The sequence below is a fragment of the Pseudomonas sp. IT-P258 genome (genome assembly GCF_949767825.1).
GTDB lineage: Bacteria > Pseudomonadota > Gammaproteobacteria > Pseudomonadales > Pseudomonadaceae > Aquipseudomonas > Aquipseudomonas monachiensis.
Window position 1 is genome coordinate 259719 of record NZ_CATKPU010000043.1, and the last position, 24814, is coordinate 284532.

23 protein-coding genes are annotated in these 24814 nt (G+C 60.8%); 6 read left to right on the plus strand and 17 right to left on the minus strand.

Going from position 1 to position 24814, the window contains the following annotated elements; translation table 11 throughout:
* Window positions 1-3: 3 nt before the first annotated feature.
* From ACM6G4_RS17090 to ubiE, 6 genes are all read right to left on the minus strand, one after another.
* Complete coding sequence (locus ACM6G4_RS17090) at window positions 4-276, minus strand: twin-arginine translocase TatA/TatE family subunit (RefSeq protein ID WP_007989280.1); 273 nt, start codon at window positions 274-276, stop codon at window positions 4-6.
* Between the two features lie 25 nt (window positions 277-301).
* Window positions 302-634 carry a phosphoribosyl-ATP diphosphatase gene (locus ACM6G4_RS17095; protein WP_056725734.1) on the minus strand — a complete coding sequence of 111 codons (333 nt, stop codon included), beginning with the start codon at window positions 632-634 and terminating at the stop codon, window positions 302-304.
* On the minus strand, window positions 627-1028 hold the full coding sequence (gene hisI / locus ACM6G4_RS17100; RefSeq protein ID WP_007975565.1) for a phosphoribosyl-AMP cyclohydrolase: 402 nt from the start codon (window positions 1026-1028) through the stop codon (window positions 627-629). The genes ACM6G4_RS17095 and hisI overlap by 8 nt, the downstream gene beginning before the upstream one ends.
* An 81-nt stretch (window positions 1029-1109) precedes the next feature.
* Entirely contained in the window at window positions 1110-2714 is a 1605-nt protein-coding gene (gene ubiB / locus ACM6G4_RS17105) for a ubiquinone biosynthesis regulatory protein kinase UbiB (RefSeq protein WP_056725732.1), read from the minus strand.
* Complete coding sequence (locus ACM6G4_RS17110; RefSeq protein ID WP_150717341.1) at window positions 2711-3334, minus strand: SCP2 domain-containing protein; 624 nt, start codon at window positions 3332-3334, stop codon at window positions 2711-2713. The genes ubiB and ACM6G4_RS17110 overlap by 4 nt, the downstream gene beginning before the upstream one ends.
* A complete protein-coding gene (ubiE, locus tag ACM6G4_RS17115; RefSeq protein ID WP_007989286.1) occupies window positions 3334-4104 on the minus strand; it encodes a bifunctional demethylmenaquinone methyltransferase/2-methoxy-6-polyprenyl-1,4-benzoquinol methylase UbiE in 771 nt (256 codons plus the stop codon). Before ubiE ends, ACM6G4_RS17110 begins: the two co-directional genes overlap by 1 nt.
* Window positions 4105-4259: 155 nt before the next feature.
* On the opposite strand from ubiE, the gene ACM6G4_RS17120 reads away from it, so the two are divergent.
* The 3 genes from ACM6G4_RS17120 (at window position 4260) to ACM6G4_RS17130 (ending at window position 6035) form a co-directional block, all read left to right on the plus strand.
* Entirely contained in the window at window positions 4260-4535 is a 276-nt protein-coding gene (locus tag ACM6G4_RS17120) for a polyhydroxyalkanoic acid system family protein (protein WP_150811973.1), read from the plus strand.
* Between the two features lie 206 nt (window positions 4536-4741).
* Window positions 4742-5164, plus strand: coding sequence for a phasin family protein (locus ACM6G4_RS17125; RefSeq protein ID WP_056725728.1), 423 nt, complete (start codon window positions 4742-4744; stop codon window positions 5162-5164).
* 10 nt (window positions 5165-5174) lie between these two features.
* Window positions 5175-6035, plus strand: coding sequence for a phasin family protein (locus ACM6G4_RS17130; protein WP_056725726.1), 861 nt, complete (start codon window positions 5175-5177; stop codon window positions 6033-6035).
* Between the two features lie 132 nt (window positions 6036-6167).
* On the opposite strand, the gene ACM6G4_RS17135 is transcribed toward ACM6G4_RS17130, so the two are convergent.
* The 10 genes from ACM6G4_RS17135 to ACM6G4_RS17180 all read right to left on the minus strand — a co-directional run bounded on the left by ACM6G4_RS17135 (window position 6168) and on the right by ACM6G4_RS17180 (window position 19170).
* Window positions 6168-6785, minus strand: coding sequence for a TetR/AcrR family transcriptional regulator (locus ACM6G4_RS17135; RefSeq protein WP_223541769.1), 618 nt, complete (start codon window positions 6783-6785; stop codon window positions 6168-6170).
* 59 nt (window positions 6786-6844) lie between these two features.
* Entirely contained in the window at window positions 6845-8527 is a 1683-nt protein-coding gene (gene phaC, locus ACM6G4_RS17140; RefSeq protein WP_414914166.1) for a class II poly(R)-hydroxyalkanoic acid synthase, read from the minus strand.
* Between the two features lie 116 nt (window positions 8528-8643).
* Window positions 8644-9498, minus strand: coding sequence for a poly(3-hydroxyalkanoate) depolymerase (phaZ, locus tag ACM6G4_RS17145; RefSeq protein WP_056725721.1), 855 nt, complete (start codon window positions 9496-9498; stop codon window positions 8644-8646).
* Window positions 9499-9654: 156 nt separating this feature from the next.
* Window positions 9655-11334: a class II poly(R)-hydroxyalkanoic acid synthase gene (gene phaC, locus ACM6G4_RS17150; protein ID WP_056725720.1), complete on the minus strand. Its 1680-nt coding sequence runs from the start codon at window positions 11332-11334 to the stop codon at window positions 9655-9657.
* Between the two features lie 259 nt (window positions 11335-11593).
* Window positions 11594-11971, minus strand: coding sequence for a gamma-butyrobetaine hydroxylase-like domain-containing protein (locus ACM6G4_RS17155; protein WP_414914167.1), 378 nt, complete (start codon window positions 11969-11971; stop codon window positions 11594-11596).
* A 143-nt stretch (window positions 11972-12114) separates the two neighbouring features.
* Complete coding sequence (gene hslU / locus ACM6G4_RS17160) at window positions 12115-13452, minus strand: HslU--HslV peptidase ATPase subunit (RefSeq protein WP_056725716.1); 1338 nt, start codon at window positions 13450-13452, stop codon at window positions 12115-12117.
* Window positions 13453-13506: 54 nt separating this feature from the next.
* Window positions 13507-14037 (minus strand): ATP-dependent protease subunit HslV, encoded by a 531-nt coding sequence (gene hslV / locus ACM6G4_RS17165; protein ID WP_007975582.1) that lies wholly within the window; start codon window positions 14035-14037, stop codon window positions 13507-13509.
* Window positions 14038-14289: 252 nt separating this feature from the next.
* On the minus strand, window positions 14290-15003 hold the full coding sequence (locus tag ACM6G4_RS17170; protein WP_007975583.1) for an SPOR domain-containing protein: 714 nt from the start codon (window positions 15001-15003) through the stop codon (window positions 14290-14292).
* 1 nt (window position 15004) lies between these two features.
* Window positions 15005-16741, minus strand: a complete 1737-nt coding sequence (argS, locus tag ACM6G4_RS17175; RefSeq protein ID WP_056725713.1) for an arginine--tRNA ligase — start codon at window positions 16739-16741, stop codon at window positions 15005-15007.
* Between the two features lie 209 nt (window positions 16742-16950).
* Entirely contained in the window at window positions 16951-19170 is a 2220-nt protein-coding gene (locus ACM6G4_RS17180; protein ID WP_414914168.1) for a primosomal protein N', read from the minus strand.
* A 295-nt stretch (window positions 19171-19465) separates the two neighbouring features.
* Between ACM6G4_RS17180 and rpmE the strand changes: the two genes are divergently transcribed.
* The 3 genes from rpmE to ACM6G4_RS17195 all read left to right on the plus strand — a co-directional run bounded on the left by rpmE (window position 19466) and on the right by ACM6G4_RS17195 (window position 21959).
* The gene (rpmE, locus tag ACM6G4_RS17185; RefSeq protein ID WP_008047849.1) at window positions 19466-19684 is read left to right on the plus strand and encodes a 50S ribosomal protein L31; all 219 of its coding nucleotides are present in this window, start codon (window positions 19466-19468) and stop codon (window positions 19682-19684) included.
* Window positions 19685-19719: 35 nt separating this feature from the next.
* Window positions 19720-20508: a thermonuclease family protein gene (locus ACM6G4_RS17190; RefSeq protein ID WP_414914169.1), complete on the plus strand. Its 789-nt coding sequence runs from the start codon at window positions 19720-19722 to the stop codon at window positions 20506-20508.
* 182 nt (window positions 20509-20690) lie between these two features.
* On the plus strand, window positions 20691-21959 hold the full coding sequence (locus ACM6G4_RS17195) for a malic enzyme-like NAD(P)-binding protein (RefSeq protein WP_056725708.1): 1269 nt from the start codon (window positions 20691-20693) through the stop codon (window positions 21957-21959).
* 279 nt (window positions 21960-22238) lie between these two features.
* Here ACM6G4_RS17195 and ACM6G4_RS17200 read toward each other — a convergent pair whose 3' ends face one another.
* The gene (locus ACM6G4_RS17200; protein ID WP_409078612.1) at window positions 22239-24680 is read right to left on the minus strand and encodes a penicillin-binding protein 1A; all 2442 of its coding nucleotides are present in this window, start codon (window positions 24678-24680) and stop codon (window positions 22239-22241) included.
* Window positions 24681-24814 lie beyond the last annotated feature (134 nt).

The window sequence follows — 24814 nt, forward strand, 5'->3', positions numbered from 1 at the left end:
TGCTCACACGTCTTTGCGGATCGGCTCTTCGACTTTCTGTGCCTGCACGTCGATGGTGTGCGGCTGATTTACAGAGGCCTGAGGCTGTACCGGTGGAACCGGTTGGGCCGGGGTCGCATTTGGATCGGCCGGTTTTTCGTCATCGTTCATGGCTTTCTTGAAGCCCTTGATCGACTCGCCGACGTCGGTGCCAAGGTTTTTCAGTTTCTTGGTGCCGAACACCAGTACCACGACCACCAGGATGACGATCCAGTGTTTCCAGTCAAAAATGCCCATGCTGCTGCTCCTCTCTAATAGTTATTCAGGCGGACGGGCGCGAGGCTTTCTCGGCGTGTCCGGAGAGACCGAAACGACGGTCCAGTTCATCGAGTACAGCCTGTGGATGCTGCCCCAGTTGGGCGAGCATGACCATGCTGTGGAACCACAGGTCGGCGGTTTCGTAGATCACATCGCTGCAGTCGCCGCTGACGGCGGCGTCCTTGGCGGCGATGATGGTTTCGACCGACTCTTCGCCGACTTTTTCCAGAATCTTGTTCAAGCCCTTGTGGTACAGGCTGGCGACGTATGAGCTGTCGGCAGCGGCGCCTTTGCGCTCTTCCAGTACCTCGGCCAGACGGTTCAGCGTGTCACTCATGTTTGTGCCCTGCGCAATAGATGGCGTGCGGATCTTTCAGGACCGGGTCGACGGTTGTCCAGTCGCCGTTCTCATAGACGCGGTAGAAGCAGCTCTGGCGGCCGGTATGGCAGGCGATGTCGCCGATCTGCTCGACCATCAGGATGATCACGTCGGCGTCGCAGTCCAGGCGCATCTCGTGCAGGGTTTGCACATGGCCGGACTCTTCGCCCTTGCGCCACAGCTTGCCACGCGAACGTGACCAGTAAATGGCGCGGTTCTCGGCAGCGGTCAGTTCCAGTGCTTCGCGGTTCATCCAGGCCATCATCAGGACGCGCCCGGTCTTGTGATCCTGGGCAATGGCCGGCACCAGGCCGTCAGCGTCCCACTTGATCTCGTCCAGCCAGTTTTTCATCTTCGACTCCGACAGCGGGCTCGACACTTCAATAGCCGAGCTCAGGCGTTCAAACAGTGTGCCAGTCGTTCACACAACTGGCTATCGGCGCACGACCAGATACAAACCGACCGCCATCATGATTCCCGCCGGCCAATAGGCCAACTGGTTCAGCGGACCGCCCGCGGCAAGGACGGCGCCACCGGCCAGGTGGGCCGTACCGAGCAGGCGCAGGAACCAGTCGTCACGGCGTCGGTGCCACGAAGGCGGCGGGTTGAGGGCATGGGGTTGTGACATGCGTTCGAGCAGGTCGCGGGCCATGTTGGCCAGGTGCGGGATCTGTTCGAACTGGCTGTGCACATTGCCGAGCAGGGCTTTGGGGCTGACCCGCTCGCGCATCCAGCGTTCGAGGAACGGCTGCGCGGTGTTCCACAGATCGAGGTCCGGGTACAGCTGGCGGCCCAGGCCTTCGATGTTCAGCAGGGTTTTTTGCAGCAGGACCAATTGTGGCTGCACTTCCATGTTGAAGCGGCGCGCAGTCTGGAACAGGCGCATCAGCACCTGGCCGAAGGAAATATCTTTTAACGGTTTTTCGAAGATCGGCTCGCACACGGTACGGATCGCTGCTTCGAACTCGTTGAGTTTGGTTTCCGCCGGCACCCAGCCCGAATCAATGTGCAACTGCGCCACGCGACGGTAATCGCGCTTGAAGAAGGCGAACAGGTTGCGCGCCAGGTAATCCTGGTCTTCCGGGGTCAGGCTGCCGACGATGCCGCAGTCGATGGCAATGTACTGCGGGCTCCACGGATTCACGGTGCTGACGAAAATGTTGCCAGGGTGCATGTCGGCGTGGAAGAAGCTGTCGCGGAACACCTGGGTGAAGAAAATCTCCACGCCACGTTCGGCGAGCATTTTCATGTCGGTGCGCTGGTCGGCAAGAGTCGCCAGATCGGTGACCTGAATGCCGTAGATGCGTTCCATCACCAGCACTTTCGGCCGGCACCAGTCCCAATAGACTTGCGGCACGTACAGCAGCGGCGAGCCTTCGAAATTGCGCTTCAACTGGCTGGCATTGGCCGCCTCGCGCAATAGGTCGAGTTCGTCGTAGATGGTTTTTTCGTAGTCGCTGACCACGTCCACCGGGTGCAGCAGGCGCGCATCGGCCGAGAGTTTTTCGGCGGCGCGGGCGAGGATGAACAGCCACGCCAGGTCCTGGGCGATCACCGGCTTGAGGCCTGGGCGGATCACCTTGACCACGACTTCTTCACCGGTTTTCAGTTGCGCGGCATGCACCTGCGCCACCGAGGCCGAGGCCAGCGGTTCGACGTCGAAACGGCTGAACACTTCGCTGATTTTCTTGCCCAGCTGTTCTTCGATCAGCTTGACCGACACTTGCGAGTCGAACGGCGGCACCCGGTCCTGCAACTTCATCAGCTCATCGGCGATGTCTTCGGGCAGCAGGTCGCGGCGGGTGGACAGGATCTGTCCGAACTTGATGAAGATCGGCCCCAGGTCCTGCAATGCCAGGCGCAAGCGCGCGCCACGGCTCAGGTCCAGGGTCTTGCGTGGGAACCAGCGCCACGGCAAGGCATAACGCAGCGCCCGCAAGAACCAGGGCAGTGGCAGGGCGAACAGCAGGTCATCGAGGCGGTAACGGATAACGACGCGCTGGATGCGCAACAAACGGCGGACGGCAAGCAGCTTCATGCGTTATCGCTTGGGTCGAGGGATCGGGAAAGGCGCTCGAAACGCGCCTCGAGACGTTCCAGATCGAGCTTGATCTGGTCCAGTTCACTGAATCGGGCTTCGGCCTCGCGCTGACCGACGAGGGTGCGCGATTCTTCGGCCAGGTATTCGCCCAGGTTCTGGCCCAGGCTGGCAAAGCCTTGTTGATACCAGCGGGCGCGGCTGCGCAGGTGACCGCCGACCAGCTGCGTGGCTACCGGGCCGAGCCAGCGCGACAGCTCGTACTCCCAGTCCAGCTCCAGGTCCTGAAGGATCGCCGCCAGCTCCAGCAGCACGCCGCTGTCGCCGTCGAGTTCGACTTCAGGGGCGTGCAGAACGGAAGTCTTGTCCTTGCTCATGGCCAGTTTCAACAGGCTCGAGGCCGGTGCACGCAAGGTGCAATCGGCGCCGGTTTCCCACTGGGAGGCGAGCATCAGGCCTTCGTCGCTGGGCAGGATGAACAGTTGCAGCGCCGGGCTGCGGCAATCGACGGCAATCACTTTGCCGGTCAAGTGCGCCAGCCGCGGCAGCGCCGTGCTGTCGAGACGCAGCACCCGGTTCAGGCCGAGTTCAACGCTGGCGAGCAGGCCGGCGAGCAGCATCAGGGCTTGATGCCGCGGTGCAGGGCAACGATGCCTGCGGTCATGTTGTGATAGGTCACGCGATCGAAACCGGCCTCGACCATCATCGACTTCAGGGTTTCCTGGTTCGGGTGCATGCGGATCGATTCGGCCAGGTAGCGATAGCTTTCCGAATCGTTGGTGATCAGCTTGCCCATCAGCGGCATGAAGGCGAACGAGTAGGCGTCGTAGGCCTTGGACATCAGCGCGTTGGTCGGCTTGGAGAACTCCAGCACCAGCAAACGGCCGCCAGGCTTGAGCACGCGCAGCATCGAGCGCAGGGCATCTTCCTTGTGGGTCACATTACGCAGGCCGAAGGCGATGGTCACGCAGTCGAAATGGTTGTCCGGGAACGGCAGTTTTTCCGCGTCGGCCTGGACGAATTCGACGTTGCCGGCCACACCGAGGTCCAGCAGGCGGTCACGACCGACCTTGAGCATGGATTCGTTGATGTCGGCCAACACGACCTGGCCGGTCGGGCCTACCAGGTGCGAGAATTTGCGGGTCAGATCGCCGGTACCGCCGGCGATGTCCAGCACGCGGTTACCGGTGCGCACGCCCGACAATTCGATCGCAAAACGCTTCCACAGGCGGTGCATGCCGCCCGACAGAAGGTCGTTCATCAGGTCGTACTTGGCGGCTACCGAGTGGAAAACCTCAGCGACTTTTTCCGCTTTCTGGCTTTCCGGAACGTTTTTGAAGCCGAAGTGAGTGGTGGGTTCGGCATCGCTGCCTTTGCGCTGATCAGTCATATCGCTGTCACCAAAAGAGAATGCGCGACATTCTAATCCCCAAGGCATGCTTTGTCTTGGCAAGGCTGAAGGTAAGATGGGCAACCATCGGGACGTTTTGACGCAGCAGAGGTCAAGATGCCTCGGGAAAGCATCCATAAAGCAGGAGTCATTCGATGGCCCGTATTAGTGTTGAACGTGCCCATGGCCTGGGTAAGGAAGCGGCTCGCGAAAAGGCCGACAAGCTGGCGCAGAAACTTTCCGACCAGTATGGCCTGGAGCCGCAGTGGTCCGGCGACACCCTGAACCTCAAGCGCTCGGGTGTGAAGGGCGCGGTCCATGTCAGTGAAGACTCGATCAAGGTCGACGTGGAACTGGGCCTGATGATGTCGGCCATGAGCGGCATGATCAAAGCGGAAATCGAGAAGGCGCTGGATAAAGCGTTGGCGTAACACGAAAAAGATCGCAGCCTTCGGCAGCTCCTACAGACTTATGCCGTACCAATGTAGGAGCTGCCGAAGGCTGCGATCTTTTCCTGAAGGCACCACCGATTTATGTCAGTTGTTAGGGTGCCGTTTCTAATTTTTCTCCCTACTTTGTGCCCAAGCCCGACAATTTCGCGGGCAGTTCCTCAAACCTTCTGCGCGTGAGGTGCACCATGGCCAAAGTTATTTTGAAGAAAAAAATCGACCCGTCGACTGGCACGCTGGGCGACGTCAAATCCTATGCCCGCAAGATCTGGCTGGCAGGCCTGGGTGCCTACGCCAAGGTCGGCCAAGAGGGCAGCGAGTACTTTCAAGAGCTGATCAAGGCTGGTCAGGTTGTTGAAAAGAAAGGCAAAAAGGTAGTTGCCGAGAAACTTGAAGCGGCCAATGCCGAGATCGATGAAGCCAAGAGTGAAGTCAGCACTTTCAAAGGCCGTGTCGAAGTTCAACTCGACAAGGTCGAGAAGGCGTTCGACACGCGTGTCGCAAGTGCCTTGAATCGTATCGGTATTCCGTCTAAACATGACGTTGAGACACTCTCTGCTAAGCTCGATGAGCTGACGGCATTGCTCGAACGTGTCGCGCGTAAATCTTAAGGAGAACGGGATGGCTGTTAAAAAGAAAACCGAAAAAGAAGGCAGCTCGTGGATCGGGAAGGTTGAAGATTACTCCCGAAAAATCTGGCTGGCTGGTTTAGGCGTGTACTCGAAGATCGACACTGACGGCAGCAAACTCTTCGATGCATTGGTTAAAGACGGCGAGAAAGCCGAGAAGCTCACCAAGAGCGCTGTTGGCAAGACTGTCGACGCCGCCAAGGACTCCGCTTCTTCGGCCAAATCGCGTATCAGCGGCGTGAAAGATCGCGCACTGGGCAAGTGGGATGAGCTGGAAGGTGCTTTCGACAAGCGTCTGAACAGCGCCATTTCGCGTCTGGGCGTACCGAGCCGCAACGAAGTCAAGGCACTGCACAGCAAGGTCGAAACACTGACCAAGCAAATCGAAAAACTGACCGGTGCCAAGGTTGCGCCTGTTGCGGCGAAAACCGCGGCAGCCAAGCCTGCTGCCAAACCGGCCGCCAAAACCGCAGCCAAGCCACTGGCAAAAGCAGCGGCCAAACCTGCTGCCAAGCCTGCGGCTAAAACTGCAGCCGCCAAACCGGCCGCAGCCAAACCAGCGGCCAAGCCGGTTGCCGCAAAAGCCGCCGCTAAACCTGCGGCTAAACCGGCCGCCAAGCCTGCAGCGAAAACTGCAGCGGCCAAGCCAGCAGCCAAACCCGCTGCAGCGAAAAAACCAGCGGTGAAAAAGCCGGCAGCTCCAAAAGCCGCCGCGCCAAAACCAGCAGTGGCAGCTGCCAAACCGGCAACGCCGGCAGCTCCGGTCAGCGCATCGAACTCCGCGACCGCACCGACCCCCGCTGTCACCCCGACTGTCGCGCCAGCTCCAACGACGCCAACCAGTCAGTCCTGATTTTCAGGGCTCAAGAAAACGCCCGGCCTGTGAAGGCCGGGCGTTTTTGTTTGCGTATAGAAAAAGATCGCAGCCTTCGGCAGCTCCTACAGGGCAATCGTAGGAGCTGCCGAAGGCTGCGATCTTTTGATCTTAATGGTCTTCCAGATACTCCATCGCCATCTGTTCGGTTGCAGCCTTCATCGACGGCAGCAGGTGCGGCGCCACCAGCATCATGATCTGGTAAACCACCAATCGCACCTCGCCCTGACGATCCAGGATCCGCTGGTAATCCAGTGAGAACAGCAGCGTCATGGTGATCTGTTCCACCAGTTGCCCCAGTGCCTGGGTATCGCTGACCAGCAGTCCTTGCGCCTGCAACCGCGCCAGCAGCGACGCCAGTGTGCGCTTGAGTGCATTGAGCAGATTGCGAATGCCCTTGGCCAGTTTCGGCAGGCGCCCGGCGAGGTTCGACAGGTCCTGGAACAGGAACCGGTAGTGGGACAGGCGCTCGACGATCAGGTGCAGGAACAGCCAGTATTCTTCGGGTGCCAGTTCGGCATCGGCCGGTGGATCGAGCAAGGGCGCCAGTTCTCCCTGGAAGCGCTCGAACAGCCCGAGAATCAGCGGTTCCTTACCGTGGAAGTGGTAGTAGAGGTTGCCCGGGCTGATGCCCATTTCATTGGCAACTTCCATGGTGGAGACATTCGGTTCGCCCTTTTGATTGAACAACTGCAGAGCACATTCGAGAATCCGGTCGCGGGTTTTCATCCAGTCTTCTTAATGATCGGGTCTTGCCACGGCCGACAGCGGCCGTGGCTCGTTGAACGTCAGCGCACGCGCACGTAAGTACCGGGTGCCGCCTCCATCGGTGGATAGTTCTGGTTGCCGAGGGCCATGTGGGTTTCCTTCTGCGCGCCGGAGCGTTCCTGAATCCAGCTCAGCCACAGGGTCCACCAACTGCCGTCGACACGCTTGGCGTCGTAGTACCAGGCACGGGGGTCGCTGCTCAGTTTGCCGTTCTCGACGTAGTTGGCTTTCGGGTTGCTCGGCGGGTTGAGGATGCTCTGCACATGACCACTGTTGGACAGCACGAAGCGGCGCTCGCCACCGAGCAACAGCGTCGAGCGATACACCGCGTCCCACGGCGTGATGTGATCGTTGATGCCGGCGACGCTGAAGCTGTCGACGGTGACCCTCTGCAAATCGATCGGTGTGCCACACACTTCCAGGCCACCCGGGTGAGTCAGCGGGTTGTGCTTGAAGAAGTCCAGCAGGTCGCCATGCAGGGCGGCCGGTAGACGCGTGTTGTCGTTGTTCCAGTAGAGGATGTCGAACGCCGGTGGCTCCTTGCCCAACAGGTAGTTGTTGACGAAGTAGCTCCAGATCAAATCGTTGGGGCGCATCCAGGCGAAGACCTTGGCCATGTCGCGGCCGTCCAGCACACCTTTCTGATAGGAACGGCGCTTGGCCGCTTCCAGGGTCTGTTCGTCGGCGAACAGCGTCGCGGGGCTATCCATCTGACTGTCGAGCAGGCTCACCAGGTAAGTCGCGCTGGACACCCTGCGCAGTTGCCGTTTGGCCTGCAAGTGACCCTGCAATGCGGCAATGGTCAGCCCGCCGGCGCAGGCGCCCATCAGGTTGACCTCTCGTGCGCCGGTGATCGCCCGGCAGACATTCATGGCTTCTTCCACGGCTTCCACGTAGGTCGAGAGCCCCCATTCGCGATGGCGCACATCCGGGTTGCGCCAGCTGATCATGAAGGTTTGCAGGCCGTTTTTCAGGGCGAACTGGACGAAGCTGTTGTGGGGGCTCAGGTCGAAAATGTAGTACTTGTTGATTTGCGGCGGCACCACCAGCAGGGGCTTGGAGTACTGCTTTTCGCTCATCGGCTTGTACTGGATCAACTCCAGCAGCTCGTTGCGAAACACCACGGCACCGGTGGTGGTGGCGACCGTCTTGCCAACCTCGAACGCTTGCTTGGTGACTTGCCGGGGCAGGCCATCGTTGTGCAGTAGATCGTCTACCAAATGGCTGATGCCGCGCACCAGGCTGTTGCCGCCGGAATTGAACAGCTCCTTGACCGCCAGTGGATTGAGCAGAGTGTTGGAGGGCGATACGGCGTCGTTGAGCAAGGCGAAAGCGAAGTGGGCGCGGGCACGGTCGTCCGGGCTCATGTCGCTCTCGTCGATCCAGCTCTTGACCTGTTTCTGCCAGCTCAGATAGGCCTGCAGGCTACGCCGATAAAACGGGTTGAGGCTCCACGCCGGATCGGTGAAGCGGGCGTCCTGCGGATTGGTCGGATGCAGGGTTTCGCCCAGCAGCACACGGCCAAGCTGACCGCCGAGTTTGAGGGCATGTCGGGCGCTGTGCACCGGATTGCGCAAGCCATGGGCGGCCACACTGCGCAGGGTCGACAGCAGATCCCGACCGCGCAGACCGGTAATCGCACTCTGTGCATTGATGAACGCGGCGGGAGTCGGTAAAGAATCCCTCGCTGGTTTCTCGCGCATGAGTCAACACTCCTTCGTCTTCAGGCCAAAAACAAACACACCGAACCAAAACACCATAGACGCTGTAACGGGTTGTTGCGCGGCGTGGCGTCCTGCCGACCGCTGATGCAGCGGTGTTAGCCGCCTAATGGCGCCGGACGCGGATGCATCACCGCGCGCTGGCGCTCCTCTTCCAGGAATTTCATGATGATCGGGGCCACCGCTTCAGCCCGGGTAATCAGGAACAGATGCCCGTCATCGATGATGTGCAACTGGGCGTTGGGAATCCGCCAGGCCAGCACGCGCATGTTGATCAACGGGATCAGAGGGTCATCGTCGCCGGCCAGTACCAGGGTCGGCTGGCGGATCTTGTGCAGCCAGTGGATGCTGGTCCAGCCGAGGCCGGCAAACAGCTGCCAGTAGTAACCGAGCTTGCCCGCCGAACGCACCTTGGCCGCATGGCTCGCGGCCAGCGTCGGGTCGCGACGGAACGCACCACCGTAGATCATCGGTGCAATGCGGATCACGTGGGACGGCTGGATGTAGCGTCGCGGGCTGGCCATCATCCACAGCACTTTCGGTTTGCCCGGCACCATCACCGCACCCGCCGCCGTCGCGGCCAGCACGAGTTTCTTGCAGCGTTCCGGATAGTCGAAGGCGAACTGCTGGGCCAGTGCGCCCCCCCAGGACACGCCGATGACGTTGACTTGCCCATAGTCGAGATAGTCGAGCATGCGCGCCGTGAGTTTCGCCAGGCTCGGAAAACGATAAGGCCGGTTCGGTGTTGACGAACCGCCAACGCCGGGTACGTCGAAGGCGATGACTTCCAGGTCCGGGTCCAGTGCCGCGATGAACGGGAACACCAGCTCCAGGTTGGCGCCGATGCCGTTGAAAATCAGCAGGGGCGTCAAGTGAGGCTTGCCGGGGCGTACTGCCGTGCGGAGCGTCTGGCCATCCAGATCGACGGTACGGAATATGAAGGGTTGCGGCATGCTTCTGGCCCTGTGGGTCGCTATCTCAAATTCTTCCTCGATCCCCTTGTGGGAGCGGGCTTGCTCGCGAATGCGTCAGGTCAATCGACATCAATGTTGAATGATCAATTGCTTTCGCGAGCAAGCCCGCTCCCACAGGAGGATGAGGTGTGTCAGTTACCGCTCGTGTACATAGGTGCCCGGTGCGGCTTCACCCGCTGGATAGGCCTTGTTGCCCAGTTTCAGCGGAGCTTTTTTCAGGTTGCCCGAACGCTGTGCTTGCCACGCCTGCCAGTGCAGCCACCAGGAGTCGGCGTGCTTGGTCGACTCTTCCTGCCAGTCATCAGCATTGGCGGGCATTTCGGTGCTGGTCATGTAGCGCGATTTCGGATTGCCCGGCGGGTTCAGAATGCTCTGGATGTGCCCGCTGCTGGACAGCACGAATTCAACGTTGCCGCCGAACAGTTGCGCCGACTTGTAGCAGGAACGCCACGGGGTAATGTGGTCGCTGGTGCCGGCCAGGGAGAAGATGTCGGCGGTGACCTTCTTCAGATCGATCGGCGTTCCGCACACTTCCAGTGCATCGGCACGGGTCAACGGGTTACTTTTGAACATCTCGATCAGGTCGCCATGGAACGCGGCGGGCAACCGGGTGGTGTCGTTGTTCCAGAACAGGATGTCGAATACCGGCGGCTCGTTGCCCAGCAGGTAGTTGTTGACCCAGTAGTTCCAGATCAGGTCGTTGGGGCGCATCCAGGCGAAGACTTTCGCCATGTCGCGGCCTTCCAGCACACCGGCCTGGTACGACTGGCGCTTGGCGGCCTCGAGGGTTTGCTCGTCGACGAACAGGGCCACGTCGCTGTCCAGGGTGGTGTCGAGCACACTGACCAGCAGGGTCAGGGCGTTGACCTTGTTCTCGCCGATTGCCGCATAGTGGCCCAGTAGCGCGGTGCAGGTGATGCCACCGGAGCAGGCACCGAGCATGTTCACGTCTTTGCTGCCGGTGATGGCGGTGACCACATCAACCGCTTCCTTGAGCGCTTCGATGTAGGTCGACAGGCCCCACTCGCGCTGCTCCTTGGTCGGGTTGCGCCAGCTGACGATGAAGGTCTGCATGTTGTTGCGCAGGCAGAATCGCGCCAGGCTCTTTTCCGGGCTCAGGTCGAAAACGTAGAACTTGTTGATCTGCGGCGGTACCACCAGCAGTGGGCGTTCATGCACCTGCTCGGTGATCGGCTTGTACTGGATCAGCTCCAGCACGTCGTTGCGAAAGACCACCGCACCCTCGGTCACGCCAAGGGTCTTGCCGACCTCGAATGCGCCCATGTTGACCTGGCTCGGCATGCCGCCGTTATGCACCAGGTCCTTGGCCAGGTGCGAGAGGCCATCGAGCAGGCTCTTGCCCCCGGTTTCGAAGAAGCGCTTGACCGCCGCCGGGTTGGCCGCCGTGTTGGTCGGGGCGAAGGCCTCGGTCATGAGGTTGATCACGAAGTGCCCGCGGCTGACGTCCTTGGCCGGCAGGTTACTGTCGTCGATCCAGTCGTGGAGTTCCTTGCGCCACGCCAGGTAGGTTTGCAGATAGCGTTTGTAGAGCGGGTTCTGGCTCCAGGCCGGATCCGCGAAACGACGGTCATCGCTGGTCGGTAGCAGCTCGGATTTACCGAGCAGCACGTTCTTGAGTTCAAGGCCGAAATGAGCGACATGCTTGGCGCTGTGAATCGGTTGCTTGATGGCCTGCCTGAGCACCATTCGAGCAGAAGCCAGTAGATCCTTTCCACGCAGTCCAACGACAGGATTCAGCCCCAAGGTGTTTTCCGAGGCTTGACTCTTCAAGTCATCGTTATTCTTGTTACTCATCTACGACGCTCCATTGTCCTGAGACGAGTACCGGGTCCTGCTGTGTAGTCACACAGCCAATGCCAGGTACTACTGCTCGGGGTGACCGTTAATACTGCATCGCTGCTTTTTTAATGCAGAGAGCACTGCAGGGAACTTGCCAGTTCCATTGGTTACCCGAGTTTAATTTTTTTCGCAAGCAGGCCAATCGGCGGCCCTGGAGCGGAGCATTCAAACAGATGAAATTAGAAAATGCCCTCTAAAGAGCAAGAGGCTCGGATTAGAGCATCAGCCTGACGACGGATTCGTTCGGATCGCGGGTTTTTCCGGCGGCTTTGAGCTCGGCCAGATAATCTTCCCAGAGTGCGTCATAACGTCGCCCCAACTCGTACAGATATTCCCAAGTGAACAAGCCGCTGTCGTGGCCGTCGTCGAAGGTCAGTTTCAGTGCGTACTGGCCGGCCGGTTCCAGCTTGGTCAGTCCTACGTTGATCTTGCCAAATTGCAGGATGGGTTTGCCATGGCCCTGGACCTCGGCGGAAGGAGAGTGCACGCGCAGGAATTCGGCGGGCAGGGTGTATTCCTCGCCGGACGCGTATTTGAGCGTCAGGGTTTTCGAGGCTTTGTGCAGCTTGATGTCGGTGGGGAGTTGGGTCATGGCTGGTCGTCCGTCTATGTGGAACGATCTGTAGGAGCTGCCGCAGGCTGCGATCATTTGATCTTGCTTCAAAAACCAGATCAAAAGATCGCAGCCTGCGGCAGCTCCTACAAGTGTTTCGTTCTCACAGGAGAATAGGTGACCTACAGGATATAACGGGACAGGTCTTCGTTCTGCGCCAATTCGCCCAAGTGGCTGTTGACGTAGTCGGCGTCGATCTGGATCACCTTGCCGTCATGGACGCTGGCCAGGTCACCGGCGCTGAACGACACCTCTTCGAGCAGGCGCTCGAGCAGGGTGTGCAGGCGACGGGCACCGATGTTTTCGGTTTTCTCGTTGACCTGCCAGGCGATTTCCGCGATGCGCTTGATACCGCTCGGCTGGAACTCGATGCCCAGGCCTTCGGTTTTCAGCAGTGCGCAGTATTGCTCGGTGAGCGAGGCGTGAGGCTCGCTGAGGATGCGTTCGAAGTCCTCGGGGCTCAGGGCCTTGAGTTCGACACGGATCGGCAGGCGGCCTTGCAACTCGGGCACCAGGTCGCTCGGCTTGCTCAGGTGGAACGCACCGGAGGCAATGAACAGGATGTGGTCGGTCTTGACCATGCCCAGCTTGGTGTTGACGGTGCAGCCTTCGATCAGCGGCAGCAGGTCGCGCTGCACGCCTTCGCGGGACACATCGACGCCACCGGAATTGCCACGCTTGGCCACTTTGTCGATTTCGTCGATGAACACGATGCCGTGCTGTTCGACCGCTTCCAGGGCCTTGGCCTTCAACTCTTCATCGTTGACCAGGCGGCTGGCTTCTTCGTCGCGCACCAGCTTCAGCGCTTCCTTGACCTTGAGTTTGCGGGCTTTCTTCTTGCCCTTGCCCATGTTGGCAAACAGGCTTTGCAACTGGTTGGTCATTTCTTCCATGCCCGGTGGCGCGGAGATATCGACGCCGGCCATTTCGGCGACCTCGATTTCGATCTCCTTGTCATCCAGCTGACCTTCGCGCAGGCGTTTGCGAAACAGCTGGCGGGTATTGGAATCGGCCGTCGGGGCGTCGTCGCTGCTGAAGCCCATGCGTGCCGGTGGCAACAGGGCGTCGAGGATGCGCTCTTCGGCGGCGTCTTCGGCGCGGTGGCGAACCTTGACGATTTCCTGTTCGCGCAGCAGCTTGATCGCGGCATCGGCCAGGTCACGGATGATCGATTCGACGTCGCGGCCGACATAGCCGACTTCGGTGAACTTGGTTGCTTCGACCTTGATGAACGGCGCGTTGGCCAGTTTTGCCAGGCGACGGGCGATCTCGGTTTTACCGACACCGGTCGGGCCGATCATCAGGATGTTCTTTGGCGTTACTTCAACACGCAGCTCTTCAGGCAGTTGCATGCGGCGCCAGCGGTTGCGCAGGGCAATGGCGACGGCGCGCTTGGCATCGTCCTGGCCGATGATGTGGCGGTTGAGTTCGTGGACGATTTCACGGGGAGTCATGGACATAGTATTTAAAGGACCTCAAGCAAGAATGAGCCGTGGCGCGGGGCCGAAACAGGCTTACTCGGCGCAGTCCTGCTCCTCAATGGTCTGGGTGTGGTTGGTGAATACACAGATGTCGCCGGCGATACCGAGGGCGGTTTCGACGATCTCACGGGCCGACAGATCAGTCTTTTTCAGCAGCGCGCTGGCCGCGGCCTGGGCGTAGGCGCCACCGGAACCCATGGCAATCAGGCCGTCTTCGGGTTCAACCACATCGCCGTTGCCGGTAATGATCAGGGAGGCGTCCTTGTTGGCGACCGCGAGCATGGCTTCAAGGCGGCTCAGGGAGCGGTCGGTGCGCCATTCTTTGGCGAGTTCGACGGCGGCGCGCACCAGGTGGCCCTGGTGTTTTTCAAGCTGGCCTTCGAAACGTTCGAAGAGGGTAAAGGCGTCGGCGGTGGCACCGGCAAAACCGGCAATGACCTGACCGTGGTACAGGCGGCGAACTTTTTTCGCGTTGCCTTTCATCACGGTATTACCAAGGGAAACCTGGCCGTCGCCGCCCATGACGACTTTGCCGTGGCGGCGAACTGAAACGATGGTGGTCAAGGGAAGAGTCTCCACGCAGCGGGGCGAAAATGCCTTATGCCCATTCATATGGGGGTGGTGGAGAGGATTTCAACTGTAGGACGGGAGAGGGGACGAGTGGTGCGAGGCGCGTAGGAGCTGCCGAAGGCTGCGATCTTTTGATCTCGCTCTTTATACCGGGAAGACGAATGCCGCGCGAGCCTTGAAAAGATCGCAGCCTGCGGCAGCTCCTACAGGGGTAGATACCTCTGTAGGAGCTGCTGTGGCAGTCGGTCAGCGGCTCTGGCGTTGTTGTAACAACAAATTGCTGAAACCTGCACCGGCCAATTGTTTCTGCGCGGTGGTCAGTTGTTCGCGGTTGCTGAACGGACCGACCAGCACCCGATACCAGGTTTCGTCCTTCACCGTGCCGGACTCAACCGCCACGGCCTGGCCCAGCAGGATGATCTGTGCCCGAACCTTGTCCGCATCGGTCTCTTTGCGGAACGAGCCAGCCTGCAGGAAGAACTTGGTCACCGGCGCAGCCTTCACCGGCGGCGCAGGAGGCGGCGTAATCCCGGCCAAGGCAGCCTGGGCGCGAGCCGTGTCGATCTTCGCCGCTTCGGCCGGGGTGACCGGCGTGGTCGGGATAGCCGGCACTTGCGGTGTCGGCAGGGTTTTCTCCGGCACGGCATCCGGCGGCACGATGACTTCCGATTCCGGCAGCAAGGTGTAGAAGTCGTACTTCGGCTTCACCGGTTGCGTCGGGCTCGGCGGGGTCTTGTTGGCCTCGGCGATCTTGCTGGCTTTCTGCTGTTGCTGTTGCTCGACTTTCTCACGCTTGACCGTGTCGCTGCCCTTGCCCGGTTCCAGCTTCATCAGGAATACGATGAAGGCGCCGACCGTCAGGCCGATCGCCATCCACAACCAACCCGGGATCGGTTGCTTTGCAGGAGCTTGGTAACGGCTGGCGCCACGCTTGGGTGCAGGTTTTTTCTTGGCAGCCAACTTACATGCGCTCCAGAGTTTCCAGGCCCAAGAGTTCCAGGCCTTGCTTGAGGGTGCGTCCGGTCAGCGCGGCGAGGCGCAAGCGGCTCTGCATTTGTGCCGGGGTATCGGCGGCGAGGATCGGGCAGTTCTCGTAGAAGCTGGAGAACAGGCCGGCGACGTCGTACAGGTAGGTGCAGAGGATGTGCGGGGTGCCTTTTTCGGACACGTTGTTCAGGATCTCGCCGAACTGCGCGAGCTTCGCCGCCAGTTCGTGTTCGTGGGCCGCTTCGAGGACGATCTGGCCGTCGACTTCGCTGAAGTCCTTGCCGAGTTTGCGGAACACACCGGCCACGCGGGTGTAGGCGTACAGCAGGTACGGTGCGGTGTTGCCTTCGAAGTTGAGCATCAGGTCGAAGTTGAAGCTGTAGTCGCTGGTGCGGTGCTTGGACAGGTCGGCGTATTTCACTGCGCCGATGCCCACCACCTTGGCGATGTTGCGCAACTCGGCTTCGGCAAGTTCCGGGTTCTTGTCCTTGACCAGGGTGTAGGCGCGCTCCTGGGCTTCGGTCAGCAGGTCGATCAGCTTCACGGTGCCGCCATCACGGGTCTTGAACGGACGACCGTCCGCGCCGTTCATGGTGCCGAAGCCCATGTGTTCCATTTCCATTGGATGGGTCACGAAACCGGCCTTGCGCGCCACGGCAAACACTTGCTGGAAGTGCAGGGCCTGACGCTGGTCGACGAAGTACAGCGCGCGATCGGCCTTGAGCTTGCCGCTGCGGTAGCGCACGGCTGCCAGGTCGGTGGTGGCGTAGAGATAGCCGCCGTCAGCCTTGACGATGATCACCGGCAGCGGGTCGCCGTCGGCATTCTTGAACTCGTCGAGGAACACGCACTGGGCGCCGTTGCTCTCGACCAGCATGCCTGCGGCCTTCAAGTCGTTGACCACGTTGATCAGGTCATCGTTGTAGGCGCTTTCGCCCATCACGTCAGCCATGGTCAGTTTGACGTTGAGCAGTTCGTAGATCTTCTGGCAGTGGGACAGCGAGATGTCCTTGAACTTGGTCCAAAGTGCCAGGCAGTCGGCGTCGCCGGCCTGCAACTTGACCACCAGGCCACGGGCGCGGTCGGCGAATTCTGCGGATTCGTCGAAGCGTTGCTTGGCGGCGCGGTAGAAGTTCTCCAGGTCTGACAGCTCGTCGCTGGTGATCGGGTTTTCCTGCAGGTAAGCCATCAGCATGCCGAACTGGGTGCCCCAGTCGCCGACGTGGTTCTGACGGATCACGGTGTCGCCGAGGAATTCCAGCACACGGGCCACGCCGTCGCCGATGATGGTCGAGCGCAAGTGGCCGACGTGCATCTCTTTGGCCAGGTTCGGCGCCGACAGGTCGACCACGGTGCGCTGCACCGGGCCAGCCTTGCGCACGCCGATGTGGGCGTCGGCCAGGGCAGCGTCCAGGCGCGAGGCCAGGGCGTCGGTGTTCTGGAAGAAATTCAGGAAGCCGGGGCCGGCGATTTCGGTCTTGGCGACATTTTCGTCAGTCGGCAGCGCGGCGATGATTTTTTCCGCCAGGTCGCGGGGCTTCATGCCGGCGGGCTTGGCCAGCATCATGGCGATGTTGCTGGCGAAATCGCCGTTCTTCTTGTCGCGGGAGTTTTCCACCTGGATCGCCGGCGACAGGCCTTCAGGCAACACACCTTCGTTGACGAGTTGGGTGATGGCTTGTTGGATCAGCTGGCGGATGGTGTCTTTCATGGTCTTCTCTTTCGACCGCAGGCGCGGCGGCGCATCATGCGCTGGTGGAAAAACTGGGCATTATCCGTTGCGAAGACGGGCTTGCCAACCATAGCAGGCAGGATATGGATGTGTGGTGACAAAAGAGGCAAAGATCGCAGCCTTCGGCAGCTCCTACACGGATTGCGCGTTTCTGTAGGAGCTGCCGAAGGCTGCGATCTTTTGACCTTTCAATACAAATCGACCGGATCAACATCCAAAGACCAGCGCACCGCCCGTCCACTCGGCATCTGCTCCAGCACCAGCAACCAACTGGCCAGCAATCGATGCAAGGGTGCCCGCGCCGTAGCCTGTACCAACAGCTGCGCACGATAACGCCCGGCCCGGCGCTCCATCGGTGCCGGGACCGGTCCCAGTAGCTCGATTCCCGTCAGATTCTGCTCGGCCAGCAAACGCTCCGCCTCGCTGCAAGCCTCATCGAGGAAGCCTTCGGCCTGGCCCGGTTTATGCGCCTCGGCCCGCAGTAGCGCCAAGTGCGCAAATGGCGGCAGGCCGGCAGCGCGTCGCTCGCTCAAGGCTTGCTCGGCAAAGGCGAAGTAGCCCTGCTCGGTCAGCTGGATCAGCAGCGGATGGTCGGCCAGGTGTGTCTGGATAATCACCTTGCCCGGCTCTTCGGCGCGACCGGCACGGCCGGCGACCTGGACGATCAGTTGAGCCATGCGCTCGCTGGCGCGGAAGTCACCGGAGAACAGGCCGCCGTCAGCGTCAAGGATCGACACCAGCGTCACCCGTGGGAAGTGGTGACCCTTGGCAAGCATCTGCGTGCCGATCAGGATGCACGGCTGGCCTTTTTGAATGGTCGCGAACAACTGGTTCATCGCATCCTTGCGCGATGTGCTGTCGCGGTCGACCCGCAGCACCGGATAGTCCGGGAACAGAATCGCCAGGCGCTCCTCGGCCCGCTCGGTGCCGGCGCCAACGGGGCGCAGATCGACCTTGCTGCACTTCGGGCACTGGCGCGGTACGCGTTCGACGTAGCCGCAATGGTGGCAGCGCAGCTCGCCGTAACGCTGATGCACGGTCATCCGCGCATCACAGCGCTGGCACTCGGACATCCAGCCACAGTCATGGCACAGCAGGGTCGGAGCAAAGCCGCGGCGGTTGAGGAACACCAGGACCTGTTGCCCGGCGGCCAGGGTCTGGCCGATGGCTTGTTGCATCGGCCCGGAAATGCCGCTGTCCAGCGGGCGGCTTTTGACATCCAGACGCAGGAAACGCGGCTGTTTGGCGCCGCCGGCACGCTCGTTCAAGCGCAGCAACCCATAGCGACCGGTGTAGGCGTTGTGCAGGCTTTCCAGCGAAGGGGTGGCGGAGCCGAGGACAATCGGGATGTTTTCCTGTCGCGCCCGCACCAATGCCAGATCACGGGCGTGATAGCGCAAACCTTCCTGCTGTTTATAGGAGCCGTCGTGCTCTTCGTCGATGATGATCAGGCCTGGGTTCTTCATCGGTGTGAACAGGGCCGAGCGGGTGCCGATGATGATGTCGGCCTCACCGTCCCGGGCGGCCAGCCAGGCCTCGAGGCGTTCGCGGTCATTGACCGCCGAATGGATCAGCGCGATCCGGGCATTGAAACGCTGTTCGAAGCGCGCCAGGGTCTGCGGGCCGAGGTTGATTTCCGGGATCAGCACCAACGCCTGCTTGCCGGCCTCAAGGGTTTCGCGGATCAATTGCAGATAAACTTCGGTCTTGCCGCTGCCGGTGACGCCGGCCAGCAGGAACGCGTGATAACTGTCGAAGCCGGCGCGAATCGCCTCATAGGCAGCGCGCTGCTCCGGGTTCAGCGGGAGTTCCGGTTGCGCCAGCCAGTGTTCGTGGCGTGCACCCGGGGCGTGCCGGCGGATCTCGACCTGCACCAGGTCCTTGGCCAGCAGCAAATCCAGGCTGTCCTTGCTCAGCATCAGTTTGCTCAGCAATTGATGGGCGACGCCGTGGGGGTGCTGGGCCAGCGTGGCCAGGGCTTCACGCTGGCGCGGGGCGCGGGCGATGCGCGGATCATCGAGGCTTGCCCCCGGCACGGCAGACCAGAAACGCTCCTGGCGCGCTTCAGCCAGCTCACCCTGGCGCAGCAAAACCGGCAGCGCCCAGCTCAAGGTATCGCCAAGGCTGTGCTGGTAATACTGGGACGTCCACAGACACAACTTGAACAGCGCGGGTGGCAGCGGTGGCGTAGCGTCAAGCAGGGCCAGGGCCGGCTTGAGCTTCTCGACTGGCACTTCGCTGGTGTCGGTGACTTCCACCAGAATGCCGATCATCTCGCGCCGGCCAAACGGTACCCGCAGGCGCATGCCGGGGTGCAACTGGGCGCGCAGTACGCCAGCCGGAGCGCGGTAGTCGAACAGGCGGCGCAGCGGCGAAGGCAGGGCGAGGCGCAAAATGGCGTCGGGCACGCGGGGGGATCTCGGTTAGCAGGCAACATAAAGAAGGGGTGGACGCAGATCAATTGTGGAAGCGGGCTTGCTCGCGAAGAAGGAGTGTCAGTCAACGCATTTATCGCCTGACACATCGCTTTCGCGAGCAAGCCCGCTCCCACATGGGAATGCGCTTGAGGCCGGGAGCCTAGCAGACGGTCGGTCTCAGGGACAGCTTGCGTGATCAGGATTGTCTGGTAGAATCCGCGGCCTAATTACGTGCGGTATTCAACAATAGTGTTGGGTGGCGGCACGCTAGCCTGAGGAAGACACCATGAAAGCTGATATCCATCCAGAATACCCGGCAGTTGCTGTTACCTGCAGCTGCGGCAACAAGTTCGAAACCCGTTCGACCTTCGGCAAAGCCCTGGCGATCGACGTTTGCAACGAATGCCACCCGTTCTACACCGGTAAGCAGAAGACTCTGGACACTGGCGGCCGCGTACAGCGCTTCGCCGACCGTTTCGGTGCTTTCGGCGCGAAAAAGGCCTAAGGCCAATCAACTTGGGAAGCCGTTCCGGTTTTTCCATGCTGATGAAAAAGGCGTCCCTCGCGGGCGCCTTTTTTATGTCCGCGATTTGGCTATCCGGCGCCCAGGCGTTTTGCCCGGCACCCGGCGGCCTGACGCCCGTCGCGGTGCAGCGGGTGGTGGACGGCGACACCCTGCGCCTGAGCGATGGCCGCAGCGTGCGCATGATCGGCTTGAACACGCCGGAGCTGGGCAAGAATGGCCGTTCCGACGAACCGTTCGCCGTGGTCGCGCGCAAGCGACTTGAAGCCCTGGTGGCGGCGAGTGACGGGCAGGTTGGTTTGCTGCCCGGCAAAGAAAGCAAAGACCATTACGGTCGCACCCTGGCTCATGTCTACGGTGCCGATGGCGCCAACCTCGAAGCGCAAATGCTCGCCGAAGGCCTGGGGTTTCAGGTGGCGGTGGCACCGAATGTCGATCTGGTCGCCTGTCAGCAAGCCGCAGAAAACAGCGCTCGGCAGGCCGGGCTCGGTGTGTGGCGCCAGTCGCCTGTACTGAAGGCGGAGCAGATCAGCACTTCCGGCTTTGCCGTGCTCAGCGGTCGTGTGAGCAAGGTTCAACGCAATCGCGGCGGGGTTTGGATCGAATTGCAGGATTCGGTTGTATTGAAGGTTGCGCCCAATCTGCTGGGACGGTTCGATGCAGCCTCGCTGGAGCGGCTCGAAGGCAAGCAGATCGAGGCGCGCGGTTGGGTGCTGGATCGTTCGCGACGTGGCGGACTGAAAGAAGGTCAGGCGCGCTGGATGTTGCCCTTGACCGACCCGGCGATGTTTCAAGTGATGCAGTGATAAAAAATTGTAGACATTTTTTCTGTCGATTGTGAACAGTCTAGCCCTTGTGTGCCGTGGCTCTTGGCCCAAAGTCGTAGGGCCGGGCGCTTGACAGGGGTGACCGGTCAGTCTTGTGGGGATTTTGCGAGGCGCGTATCCTCGCTGACCAGTCTGTCCAACAGTAAAAGCGGAATGCCAAAATGTCTGATCTGAAAACTGCCGCTCTCGAATATCACGCCAATCCTCGTCCAGGGAAGCTGAGTGTCGAGCTCACCAAGGCCACCGCTACCGCCCGCGACCTGTCGCTGGCCTACAGCCCGGGCGTAGCCGAACCAGTACGCGAGATCGCCCGCGATCCTGAACTGGCCTACAAGTACACCGGCAAAGGCAACCTGGTTGCAGTCATTTCCGATGGCACCGCGATTCTCGGCCTGGGTAACCTCGGCCCATTGGCTTCCAAGCCAGTGATGGAAGGTAAAGGCGTACTGTTCAAGCGCTTCGCCGGCATCGACGTTTTCGACATCGAAGTCGACTCCGAAAGCCCGCAAGCCTTCATCGACACCGTCAAGCGCATCTCCATCACCTTCGGTGGCATCAACCTGGAAGACATCAAGGCACCGGAGTGCTTTGAAATCGAACGCGCTCTGATCGAGCAGTGCGATATTCCGGTATTCCACGATGACCAGCACGGCACCGCTATCGTGACCGCCGCCGGCATGATCAACGCGCTGGAAATCGCTGGCAAAACCCTGCCGGAAGCCAAGATCGTCTGCCTGGGTGCCGGCGCTGCCGCTATCTCCTGCATGAAGTTGCTGGTGAGCATGGGCGCCAACATCGAAAACATCTACATGGTCGACCGTACCGGCGTGATCCACTCCGGCCGTGACGACCTGAACCAGTACAAGGCTGTGTTCGCTCACGCGACCGACAAGCGCACCCTGGCTGACGCCCTGCAAGGCGCTGACGTGTTCGTTGGCCTGTCCGGCCCGAACCTGCTGAGCGCTGAAGGCCTGCTGTCGATGGCGCCGAACCCGATCGTGTTCGCGTGCTCGAACCCTGATCCGGAAATCTCCCCGGAGCTGGCGCACGCGACCCGTAACGACGTGATCATGGCCACCGGTCGTTCCGACTACCCGAACCAGGTCAACAACGTACTGGGCTTCCCTTTCATCTTCCGTGGTGCCCTGGACGTTCGCGCCAAGCGCATCAACGAAGAAATGAAAGTGGCTGCGGCCAACGCCCTGCGTGAACTGGCCAAGCTGCCAGTACCTCAGGAAGTGTGCGACGCCTACGGCGGCATCAAGCTGGAATTCGGTCGTGAGTACATCATTCCGAAGCCAATGGATGCCCGTCTGATCACCCTGATCTCCGATGCCGTGGCCAAAGCTGCGATCGAGACCGGCGTGGCGACCCTGCCGTATCCGAAGAACTACCCGCTCAAGAGCGTGGATGACGTGTTCAACGGCTAAGCCGTTGTAGCGCTTCAATGAAAGCCCCGGCTTGTGAGAGTCGGGGCTTTTTTGTGCCTGACAGTTTTGCGCCGCCTATGAGGGCCTCTTCGCGAGCAAGCTCGCTCCCACTGTGGGCGATGGTGTTCATCGAATTTATATACGCCGCTGATTCCTGTGGGAGCGGCGGTGCGACGATTCGACTTGCCCGCGAAGAGGCCGGACCAGACAACATCAAAACCGGCAGGCAAAAAAACCCCGCACTTCTTTCGAAGGCGGGGCTTTTCAGTATTGCGGCAATCAGAACAAATCGATCGGCGCCGCTTCATCCGCTGGCAGCGGGCTGCCAGGTGCCAGGCCGTTGCCCAGTTCGCTCCCGGACGGTGGCGTATCTTCGACCTTGAACAGTTCGAAGTAGGCGCCTGGCGTGCCCGGGCTGGCCGCGCGGCCGCTGATTGGGTCGACTCGCAGACTGAGGATGCCTTCGGGCTCCGCTTGCGTATGCGGCGGTTTGCCTTTGAGCGCGGCGCCCATGTAGTTCATCCAGATCGGCAGTGCGACGGTGCCGCCGAATTCCTTGCGACCCAGGCTTTCCGGTTGATCGAAACCGGTCCACACGGTCGTCACGTAATCGGCGTTGTAGCCGGAGAACCAGGCGTCCTTGGATTCGTTGGTCGTACCGGTCTTGCCGGCAATGTCAGGGCGGCCCAGGGCTAGCGCGCGACGACCGGTGCCGAGCTTGATCACGTCCTCAAGCATGCTGTTGAGGATGTACGTGGTGCGCCCGTCAACGATGCGTTCGGCCACGGCGGGTGCTTGTGGCATCGGCGTAGTGCCCGGGGCTTCGCCTGGCGTCGCGTTGACGGTGAAGGCTTGAGGGACGGCTGGCGCGGCAATGCCGTCGCTGGCGGCGCCGCCCTGAGGCACGCTCGGCGGGTTGGCGACGAACAGCGTGTCGCCGTTGCGGCTTTCGATCCTGTCGATGATGAACGGGGTGATCTTGTAGCCGCCGTTGGCGAAGGTGCTCCAGCCGGTGGCGATTTCCATTGGCGTCAGGGTCGCGGTGCCCAGCGCCAGGGACAGGTTGGGTGGCAGGTCCTGTTTGTTGAAGCCGAAGCGCGTGATGTAGTCGATGGTCTTGCCCACGCCCATCGCTTGCAGCAAGCGGATCGACACCAGGTTGCGCGACTTGTACAGCGCCTCACGCAGGCGAATCGGGCCGAGGAAGGTGTTGGTGTCGTTCTTCGGACGCCAGACCTTGTCCAGGTACTCGTCGACGAACACGATCGGCGCGTCGTTCACCAGGCTGGAGGCGGTGTAGCCGCTATCCAGTGCGGCGGCGTAGACGAATGGCTTGAAGCTCGAGCCTGGCTGGCGCTTGGCCTGCAGTGCGCGGTTGTAGTTGCTCTGCTCGAAGGCGAAACCGCCGACCAGCGAGCGAATGGCACCGTTCTGTGGGTCCAGGGATACCAGTGCGCCCTGGGCCTGCGGGATCTGGCTGAACTTCAGCGAATTGTCAGGCTGACGCTGTACGCGAATCAGATCGCCGACCTGGGCCACGTCCGAAGGTTGTTTCGGGTTGGCCCCCATGCTGTTGGTGTTCAGGAACGGTCGGGCCCACTTCATGGTGTCCCAGTTCACGTGTTCCTGGCCGGTGCGGGTCAGCACTTGCAGGCCGCTCTTGTCGACCAGGGTCACGATGGCCGGTTCCAGGCCGCTGATGGTGCGTTGTTTGGTCAGCTCGGTTGCCCAGGCTTCGCGAGTCTTGCCCGGCAGCCGCGACTCGGGCCCGCGATAGCCGTGGCGCTGATCGTAGGTCATCAGGCCTTCGTGGACCGCGGTGTTGGCCAGTTCCTGGAGATCGCTCGGCACCGTGGTGGTGACGCGGAAGCCTTCGGTATACGCGTCGCTGCCATAACGCCCGACCATTTCGGCACGGGCCATTTCGGCGATGTACGGGGCGTTCACTTCCGGAGTCGGCACGTGATAGCTGGCGTTCAGCGGCTCGTTGACCGCAGCGGTGTAGTCGGCCTCGCTGATTTTCCCGAGCTTGTACATGCGCCCCAGGATCCAGTCGCGACGCTCCTTGCTGCGCGCCGGGTTGGCCAATGGGTTGAAGCGCGACGGCGCCTTGGGCAGGCCGGCAATCATCGCCATCTGCGCCAGGCTGACATCGCGGATCGATTTGCCGTAATAGACCTGCGCCGCCGCCTCGATGCCGTAGGCGCGGTTACCCAGATAGATCTTGTTGACGTACAGCTCGAGGATCTCGTCCTTGGTCAGCTGGCGTTCGATCTGCAGGGCCAGGAGGATCTCGGTGGTCTTGCGTGAAAAGCTGCGTTCGCTGGTCAGGAAGAAGTTCTTCGCCACCTGCATGGTGATCGTGCTGCCGCCGGACTGGATGTGTCCGCTTTTGACCAGCTGGGTCGCGGCACGCATCAGGCTGCTCGGATCGACGCCGTAGTGGTTGGCGAAATTGTCGTCTTCAGCACTTAGTAACGCATTGATGAAGTTGGGGGGAATGTCGGCGAAACGGATCGGTGTACGGCGCATTTCGCCAAATTCTGCGATCAACTTGTTATCGCTGCTGTAGACCCGCAAAGGGATCTGCAACTGGATGCTTCTCAGCGCCTCCACGGACGGAAGTCCGGGACTAAGGTAGAGGTACGCCCCGCTCAGACCCAGAAGGAGTCCGCAGAAAACCGCGACGATGGACCAACCGAAAAACTTCAGCAGACGAATCAAGGCTTTTGGATATCCAGGGTAAAAATGAATTGGGCAACAGGGTTCAGGCTAAATCAGAACGACCCGCGCTTGAGCAAATGCGGAAAAAAAACGCTGGGCATTATAAGCATTTTTCTGATCGGGAGCGCGGC